At 44.1% G+C, this 5,421-nt stretch carries 2 protein-coding genes; both read right to left on the bottom strand.

Translation table 11 applies throughout. The features are described 5' to 3' along the window. Nucleotides 1-132 precede the first annotated feature (132 nt). Nucleotides 133-3,054, bottom strand: coding sequence for an nSTAND1 domain-containing NTPase (locus F6K20_RS22630; RefSeq protein ID WP_287251147.1), 2,922 nt, complete (start codon nucleotides 3,052-3,054; stop codon nucleotides 133-135). A gap of 280 nt (nucleotides 3,055-3,334) precedes the next feature. Then, nucleotides 3,335-5,251 carry a WD40 repeat domain-containing protein gene (locus F6K20_RS22625; protein WP_287296101.1) on the bottom strand — a complete coding sequence of 639 codons (1,917 nt, stop codon included), beginning with the start codon at nucleotides 5,249-5,251 and terminating at the stop codon, nucleotides 3,335-3,337. Between the last annotated feature and the right edge of the window lie 170 nt (nucleotides 5,252-5,421).

Below are 5,421 nucleotides of genomic sequence, written 5' to 3'. Positions count from 1 at the left end.
TGATAGCTGATAGCTGATAGCTGATAGCTGATAGCTGATAGCTGATAGCTGATAGCTGATAGCTGATAGCTGATAGCTGATAGCTGATAGCTGATAGCTGATAGCTGATAGCTGATAGCTGATAGCTTACAATCAGCAACGCCTACGAATCGGCTCAACTAAATAATCATACATCAGTTGATATTGAGCTTCTGGTTCTTGCTGCCATTTCATGACTAAACCTGATTTGACCAATAGCTCTAGGATAAAATCTAACTGGTCAGTGGATAATTGTAACTCTGCTCCTAAGTCATCTTTTGTTCGGAATGGTCGAGTACCATGCTTATCCGTTAACAAACCCAAAATTTTCCAAGCCGCGTTTTGGTTTTCTGAACCACAATCAGAAACAACCCCTTCTAAATAGCGCTCCACTAGCTTTTCTTTTGATCCGTTTTGTCGATAAGCTGCTAAGGTAGTGATTTGCTCAGTTTGCAGTTGCACTCCCACTATCTGTAATTCAATCGGGCTTACTTCTCCCACTGGTTCATTCTTAGCTAGGTCGTTTACCAACTCATCGAGTAATGCATCCTCTAGGTAAAATTTAGCTTTAGTGGTTAGATTATAAATAATCGATTTTGCCTCGTCTGGAGAAAAATTCCCGACATAATAAAGGATACCTTTATTAAGAATATCATTATTAATGGCATCCAAATCTACCTGACGAGCGCACTTTAATAATAGGTGTAGATAATCCTCCCGTAAACACAGGATGACTTTGAGATAGGGAATATTAAGACAGTCACGGAAAAATTCAAAGAAGCGTTTTTGTTCAGCTGGCTCTCGGCAAGCAAAGAAAAACTCTTCAAATTGGTCAAAAATCAGGATGTTTATCTGGTTTCGCCGTTGATTTTTTTGCAACTGATCTAGAATAGTAACCAGTTCAAAGTTGTTTTTATAACCTTCAACCTTTAAACCTTCAACCTTTAAACCTTCAACCTTTAAACTTTCAACCTTCAACGGTGAATAACCTTCACCCTTCGACTCTAGGATACGTTGACCCAGCTCTGTGACCCAGTCAGTGTAAACCTTCAATCTAATTGGGACTACATTACGGTTACCAATGGGTTGTTGTTTTAGGGCAGGGATTAGCCCAGCTTCTAGTAAGGAACTCTTGCCCACTCCAGCTTGACCATAAATTACAGTTAGTTTGTGCTGGGTGCTGGCAATGCGTTGCACTAGCTCTTTTACTTTGTGTTGCCAATCGGAAGCAGTCATGGCCTGATATACGGTAGCGCTACCTTTACTCTTTGTCTGTGCTAAGTGATTCTGTGGTAACTGATTCTGTGCTAACTGATTCTGTTGGGAGGATTTGAGTTTACCTGCACCGATAAAAGCAAGTAAACCATTCTGTTGTGCGATCGCAAGCCGTTCTTGTTTTAATCTAAATGCTGCTTGATATCGTTTTTGTTGCCAGTAGAGGGTTCCGAGAGTTTCCAGGATTTCCAGGTAGAGTTTCGGGTCATCCTGAATCCCTAACTCCCTAGCCCGTTCCAGATGGCTAATCGCTTCGGAATGTTGACCCAAGTGTTGTTGCGCTTGAGCCAGAAGTAACAGATAGCGACCAACGGGAGATTTATTTGTATATTTATTTATAATCTGTTTATCTATTTTAACTACTCCATTGAGGCAAGATAAAGCAGAATTTTCCTGATAGCTAGGGTACTGTTGCTGTTCTTGGGCTTGGATACTTGGGGGATAATAGGACAATTTTTTACTTCCCCCTCTTCCCTCTGCTGCATAGGCCAACAAATCTTCCCGATGGTGGGCAACACCCTGTTCTTCTGTGACTTTTGTTATAATTACATTGGCATATATTGCGTTTGTGTAAGCTTCCTGCCAGCGGGATTTGTGTAGCGCCACTTTTGCTATAAATCCATAATCCTGAGCCAGTTGAACAGGAGCAGAGTAGGTTCTGTGTAGTGCTAGAGACTTTGTAGCTAGACTTGCCAAATCGTCCCAGGCTTCCAGAGATTGCAGTATCTCACCGAGTTGATTAATCAACTTAGCCACTAAATCCGGTCGTTGCTCTTGCTCGAACACCACCATACACTGCTCTAAATACTCTTTAGCCTTGTGCCAATTTTCTCGATAGCTAGGGTCTCCCGGTGGATACTGCTTAGCCTGATCGCAATAGCATAATCCTAGGTGAAACAGGATAACTGCTTGTCGCTCGCGACGTGGAGGGGTAATGGGTTTACGGGATATGAAGGTAGGCAGACCAAGTCCAGGGAGAATCTCACCGTTGTTTTCTGGCTTGCTCTCCTGCTTGCGGGGTTCCTGTTGCCAGAATTCTAAACTTTTCTGATAGTGGGTAATAGCAACATCAATCTTGCCCAATCCATAAGCCTCTCGACCCCAGACAAAGTTAAGACTGGCTAGCAACTCTGGTGGCAACTCGTGGTTCCCACTTTCCAAATCCCGTAAGGCAAACTTAATTTCCGTAGTATAACCAGCACCTAAGATAGCATCATTGGGGAAAATTTCACTGGCACCTAATTCCAAGACTTTGGTAAATAAAGAATTGGCTTTTTGTTGTAGGTTGCGAATTAGTCTTGAGGTTGGGATTTCAAACATAACCGTTGTTGCCCAACTGTGAAAATCTGGTGTGATGCGAATCAGCTTACACAGTACCTCATCGTTAATCCACAACACTAATGGAAACTGGAAATTTTTGCGAAACTCTTCTCTAACTTGGTTAGTGGCGATTAACAGTTCATCAAGGTCCGTGACTGACTCTAAACCAAACACCATCAAGGCTGCTGGCTGTTCCTCCCCGATTTCCTGTCGGAGGGTGGTGTAGAGTGTACAAGCAGATTGGTCTAGGAATACTTCCCGGATTGGGACAGAAGAAATTTTGTGTAGCCTGCGCACCACTCGCTTACGCCACTTGGCATAATTACAGTGTGCTAACATCAGTAAAAACTGTCCCTCACTAGCAGCTATTGCCCAGGCTAGTTCTTCTACAGCATCCCGGTGGTGAGTAGCTACAGGCTCGAGTAGGGGTGAGTTAATCATGATTTTAAGGATATTGCTTATGCCAGCAAGTGCGTATGCCAGCAAGTGAGGTAATTATGTTATCAGGAAATTAAATTCTATCCTGGTAGCAAAATGGCAATTTTTTGTGATTTTTTTGTGATTAGTCATGATCTGATTAAGTGTTAAGTAGTAACACCTAATACCTAACACTACCTAACACTATCTAACACTACTACCTAACAATTATGAAAATTGCCATAGTGGTTTGCCATCCCATGCCAGACTGCTTCTCACGGAATCAGGACTCAGCACTCACCCACTAACGACACCAACGACGCTCCCCCTTATTGACATTAGTATTGTGCTTCAGATAATCCTGTAGCCAATCGCAAGCAAGGGACTGTAGTTGATCAGGATGTCGGATATTGTCTAAATTCCATATAATTACTCTAGCAGATGAATCTGATGATGCAATAGTCTGGCCATCGGGACTAAAACTGAGGCTAACTACACCATCATCATGGCCATAAAAGGTTTGAAGTTGTTTACCTTTCCTGTTCCAAACCTTGACAGTTTGGTCAGCACTAGCTGTAGCAATGGTTTCACCATCGGGGCTAAATACCACACTCCAGACGGTATTCTGATGACCATCAAGAGATGTTAGTTCCTCACCATCACTAACATTCCAGAGTTTAACCGTCTTATCCCTGCTAGCAGAGGCCAGGGTTTTACCATCAGGGCTGAAACGAACGCTAAAAACCCAATCGGTATGACCATCGAAAGATTTCAGTTCCTTGCCATCACTAACATTCCAGAGTTTGACGGTTGGGTCAGAACTAGCCGTAGCAGCACTAGCCGTAGCAAGAGTCTCACCATCAGGACTGAATGTGACGCTATTTACCCAATTTGTATGACCAGTCAGAGTTCTAATCAGGATACCATTCTGATTCCAGAGTTTAACTGTGTTGTCCCGACTAGCCGTAGCGATAATTTTACCATCGGGACTGAAAGTGATACTCCTAACCACTTTCTCATGACCAGATAGGGTGTGCAGTAACTTACCATTCTTATTCCAGAGTTTGGCAGTCTTGTCAGCACTAGCGCTAGCAATAGTTTTACCATCAGGGCTGAAACTAACACCCCACACCCAATCGGTATGACCAGTCAGAGTTCGCTGCAATTGACCATTTAAGCTCCAGAGTTGGATAGTGTTGTTCTTACTAGCCGTAGCAATAGTCTGACCGTCGGGGCTATAACTGACGCTGAAAACGGTATTCTCTTCCCCTGTGGGAATAGGGAGTTCATTACCGTATCGACTCCAAAGTTTAACGGTGTTGTCAGCACTAGCGCTAGCAAGGGTCTGGCTGTCGGGGCTGAAATTAACGCTCCATACGGTACTTTCATGACCGGTAAGGGTTTCCAGTAGCTTGCCATTTCGATTCCAAAGTTTAACGGTGTTGTCAGCACTAGCGCTAGCAAGGGTCTGACCGTCCGGACTGAAAGTGATGCTAGTCACAGTACTTTGATGACTTTCATGGTCATCATTTCCCAATGTCTGATACCGAGTACCGTCCATTTTCCAGAGTTTGACAGTCTTATCCTTACTACCAGTAGCAATCAGTTTACCTTTGGGACTGAAACTGACGCTGAAAACCGCATCCTCATGGGCTTGTATGGTTAGAGGCTTTCTCTTGTACAAGCCATTCCTGTCTCTACGCCAGAGTTTAACCGTGTTGTCAAAACTACCAGTTGCCAGCACCTTGCTATCGGGGCTGAAACTAATACTGAGCACTGCTTTATCATGGGCTTTGAAGATTTGGGGTTTTTTGCCTTCGAGGCTCCAGATGATAACTCTTCCATCCTCGCTAGAAGCAGCAAGGCTTTTGAGATCAGGGCTAAAACGCACGCTCCAAACCCAACCGGTATGCCCTGTCAGGGTTTGAATATACTTACCATTCCGTTGCCAGACTTTAACAGTTTTATCTTTACTAGCCGTGGCAATCAACTTTCCATCAGGACTGAAGGTAACACTTCTGATTTCATCCTTATGTTTATGCTTTCCTGCTAACGTGTAGAGTTCTTTCCCTTCCTTGGACCAGATTTTGACATTGTCGGAACTAGCCGTAGCAATTAGCTCACCGTCGGGACTGAAACTAACATTGTTGACTGTATCATTATGACCTTCTAAGCGGTTGCGCTCTCTAACCCCATAAAAGGCTTGCTGTAGAGAACTCATCGCTATATCCTTAGTGTCAGAGCTTACCCCAACTGACCACTTGAGTTTTTTTCCTGCCTCTAAGGCATCTTTTAGTGGATCCAGGGCATTCAGCCCACAGCTCCAGCCTGACCACGGCCCACAGCCCTAGCCTGACCGCGGTCCACAGCCCCAGCCTGACTGCGGCCCAG

The organism is Moorena sp. SIO2C4, assembly GCF_010672485.1.
Taxonomy (GTDB): Bacteria; Cyanobacteriota; Cyanobacteriia; order Cyanobacteriales; family Coleofasciculaceae; genus Moorena; species Moorena producens.
This window is presented reverse-complemented; position numbering and strand designations above follow the sequence as displayed.

Bases quoted from the DNA above. Each gene is read 5' to 3' on its own strand.
- F6K20_RS22625 (WP_287296101.1), bottom strand. From the start codon at position 5,251: ATGAGTTCTCTACAGCAAGCCTTTTATGGGGTTAGAGAGCGCAACCGC.
- F6K20_RS22630 (WP_287251147.1), bottom strand. From the start codon at position 3,054: ATGATTAACTCACCCCTACTCGAGCCTGTAGCTACTCACCACCGGGAT.